Here is a 3,029-nt window from a genome sequence, read left to right as displayed (position 1 = left end):
AAATTTCACCTCTATGCCCCCGCGGCGTAAAATTTCTGCGCCGCCCGCAGCCTGCGCGTTCGTATCGCGTGCGCCGATTACCGCGCGCGATAGTCCTAGCTCTGCTAAAAGCTCGGCGCAAGATGGGGTCTTGCCGCGGTGTGCGCAAGGCTCAAGCGTGACGTAGGCGCACGCGCCGCGCAAAAGCCCGCCGTGGCGGTTTAAGATAAAATCATAGGTGAAGCTCGGCTGCAAAAGCGCGCTTTTTAGGGCTTTTGTGTTTTGAAATTTAACGCCGAATTTGCGGGCGTATTCGCAAGCGAAATCCTGCGCGAAATTTGCGTCCAAATCGCACAGCGCGGCGAAAACGGCGTTTGCCTCGGCATGCAAAAAGCCCGCCTTTTTGTGCGCACCTATGCCAAGAACTCTGCCGCCCTTATCTAAAAGTACGCAGCCCACGGCGGGGTTGGGTAACGCCAGAGCCTGATAGCGCCACGCAGCCCGCAGCGCCAAATCCATATAAAATTCGTCGTTCATACAAAATCCAAAATTTTAATTGTCCCGCTCCGCCACGCTTGCTTAGCAAAATTACGGCAGAGCGGAGAACTCGCCTACTCCCAGCAAATCGCGCCTCGGGTGTAAACCGACTAGCTCACCTGCGCTCATCCGCGCTGCGCTGGATGACGCCGGCTCGCACTTAGCCCACTTGCAAGAGCCAAGCTTGCTTTAAACGCCAAATTTATCGGAGCTTACAAGCCGCGCGCCGTATGTGCCTGAGAGAAATTCCGCGCGGAAGCGAAACTGTGAAATCTTACCACAGGTTTTAGAATTTTATCCTAAATCGTAAATTTTGCGGCGTCCGTTTCGCGCGCGAACGGCACAAAATTTTACGCTTATCGTGCAAAAGAGCGTCTGCCGATAGCGCGGAAAAGCCGGCTTTGCGAAGTAAAATTTTAATAGGCGCACGGCAGAACCGCAATCGAGCGTGAATATACAGCCCCAAAAGGCACGGCTTAATTTCAGCTCAAATTCAGGGGGGGGGTAGAATTACATAATTTTTTTCAAAGGATTAAAATGTCTGAACAACCGACCGTTCAACCCCAATCAAACGTGCTTGGGATACTCTCCATAGTCTTTGCGATTTTAGGGATATTTTTCCTAGGTATCGTCTTTGTTCCGCTTGCGTTTTTGTGTGCGATCGCCGCGACCTATCAAGCCGTCAAAAAGCAAGCCTCGCTCGTAATAGCGATATTAGCGTGGATCCTTACGATCGTAGGGCTCATGACGTCGCCCGTACTACTAGCCACGATCGGCATCTCCGCTTCGTAGTCGCAAACATCCGCGCCGCTTGGCGAAATTTCAATTATCAGATGAGCGGCGCGCAAATCTCTGCTCGTGGAATTGTAAAGTTAAATTTATCGATAAAAGTTAACCGCCTAAAATTCTGCGGCGAAATTTAACGCGGGAATTTGTATTCAAAATTGTGGGCGGAATTTCGGCGCGAAATTTTACTGTAGCAAAACAGCGCGTAAATTTTAAATTTAGCCGCCTTTTAGCGCGACGTAAAAATTCCTAAGCAACGCGCAAATGTCGTGCAAAACTTATCTTTTAGCGACGCAGCGTGAAATTTAAAAGCGCCGCCTAGTAGCGCGGAAAATTACCTTTTATCGGCGTAACATAAATTTTAAAACAGGCGAACGGCACCGGAAATTTAAAATTTTGCGCCGAGCGCCGCAAGAGATCAAGAGCAACAAGGAGCTGTCAAAAGCAACCGGGAGCTATAAATTTCAAAAGCAATTTTAAAATTTAAACCTCAAAATTCGGAGCTGAAATTTCAAACTCACAAATCCCGCGCGGCAAATTTTAAAGCCTCATTCGCAAAATTTCAAAGCTGCACGCAGAGCTTTAAAAACCTCGCCGCTACCACTGCACGTAGGTTCGCGCCTTTTTGATCTCGTCAAGTCGCACGCTTGCCTCGCCGTCGTCCGTGCGTAGCCTAAGCACGCCGCCTTCGCAGTCTAGCACCTCGCCGCTTAGCTTCTGCCCGTCCGTGCAGCTTAGGCGCACCAGCTCGCCCACAGAGTTTGCGAAATGCTGCGGCTTGCTTAGCTTGCGCTCAAGCCCAGGCGAGCCGACCTCCAGCGTCCATTCGCCCTCAAGCGGCGGCTCCACGTCAAAAATCGGCGAAAGCAGCCTCGATAGCCGCTCGCAGTCGTCCAGGTCCACGCCGCCCGCTTTCGTGATACTGATGCGATAGATCGTTTTGCCGTTTTCGCTCACCGTCTCCACGTCGTAAAGCTGCACGCCGCACTCGCGCGCAAAAGCCTCTAAATCAACCATTTTTGCGCAGCTCCTCCTCTATTTTGTCAAAAAGATCGTCCATTTTGTTTTGATACTCCAAGCGGTCGTCAAATTTGAAGTGAAGCGCGGGGCAGCGGTACCAGCCCTCCGCCTCGGCGCAGAAGTTTTGCAAATATCTCGCCACGCGGCCGAGCTTTTCGAGCACGAATTCCTGCTCGCGCTCGTCGAAGGCATTTTTATCCAGATACACAAATGCGTCATAGCGCCCGCGCTTGCACTCCACGTCGGTGACGCACAGCCCGCGCAAAAGCTCGTCCTCAAGGCTCGCGAGCGCTTCGGGGATGAGCTGCTTTAGCACGCTTTGCGTGCGAAGTCTTCTAAGTTCGGTCGGATTCATCTTTACCTCGCTATCTTAAATCGCCGCAGATTATACGGCGATGGAATTTTATTTTGCGTCTTGCGATGACGGAATTTTATTGCTTTGTCGCAGCGGAGCGTCCGTCTCGCGACGGCACGGAATTTTATTTCGCTTCGACATGGCGAAATATCCGTCCTGCGGCGACACGGTCTGTTTAAATTTGACGCGGCTTGCGTCACGCCGGAGCGTCCATTTAAATTCTGAGCGGTTTGCTGCGCACAGACACTGCGAGCGGCGCCGCACTTTTTAGAATTTCGCTCTTAAATTTTAAAAGGCACAAGCCCTGCTTTGAAATTTTGCTTTTAAATTTTAAATTCCTCGTGCTGACCAT

4 protein-coding genes are annotated in these 3,029 nt (G+C 51.2%); 1 reads left to right on the top strand and 3 read right to left on the bottom strand.

Going from position 1 to position 3,029, the window contains the following annotated elements; translation table 11 throughout:
• Positions 1-516: bifunctional diaminohydroxyphosphoribosylaminopyrimidine deaminase/5-amino-6-(5-phosphoribosylamino)uracil reductase RibD (locus Q0198_RS00450; protein WP_297893750.1), on the bottom strand; the 516-nt coding region annotated here is incomplete at its 3' end.
• Between the two features lie 537 nt (positions 517-1,053).
• Between Q0198_RS00450 and Q0198_RS00445 the strand changes: the two genes are divergently transcribed.
• Positions 1,054-1,308, top strand: a complete 255-nt coding sequence (locus Q0198_RS00445) for a hypothetical protein (RefSeq protein WP_069435689.1) — start codon at positions 1,054-1,056, stop codon at positions 1,306-1,308.
• Positions 1,309-1,899: 591 nt separating this feature from the next.
• On the opposite strand, the gene Q0198_RS00440 is transcribed toward Q0198_RS00445, so the two are convergent.
• Both Q0198_RS00440 and rbfA read right to left on the bottom strand, forming a co-directional pair.
• Positions 1,900-2,319 (bottom strand): ribosome maturation factor RimP, encoded by a 420-nt coding sequence (locus Q0198_RS00440; RefSeq protein WP_297893746.1) that lies wholly within the window; start codon positions 2,317-2,319, stop codon positions 1,900-1,902.
• Positions 2,312-2,677: a 30S ribosome-binding factor RbfA gene (rbfA, locus tag Q0198_RS00435; protein ID WP_297893742.1), complete on the bottom strand. Its 366-nt coding sequence runs from the start codon at positions 2,675-2,677 to the stop codon at positions 2,312-2,314. Before rbfA ends, Q0198_RS00440 begins: the two co-directional genes overlap by 8 nt.
• Positions 2,678-3,029 lie beyond the last annotated feature (352 nt).

Origin of the sequence: uncultured Campylobacter sp. (assembly GCF_938045205.1) — a bacterium.
In the GTDB taxonomy this organism is placed as follows: domain Bacteria; phylum Campylobacterota; class Campylobacteria; order Campylobacterales; family Campylobacteraceae; genus Campylobacter_B.
The sequence above is the reverse complement of the archived record's forward strand: the minus strand, read 5'-3'. Positions and strand labels throughout refer to the sequence as shown.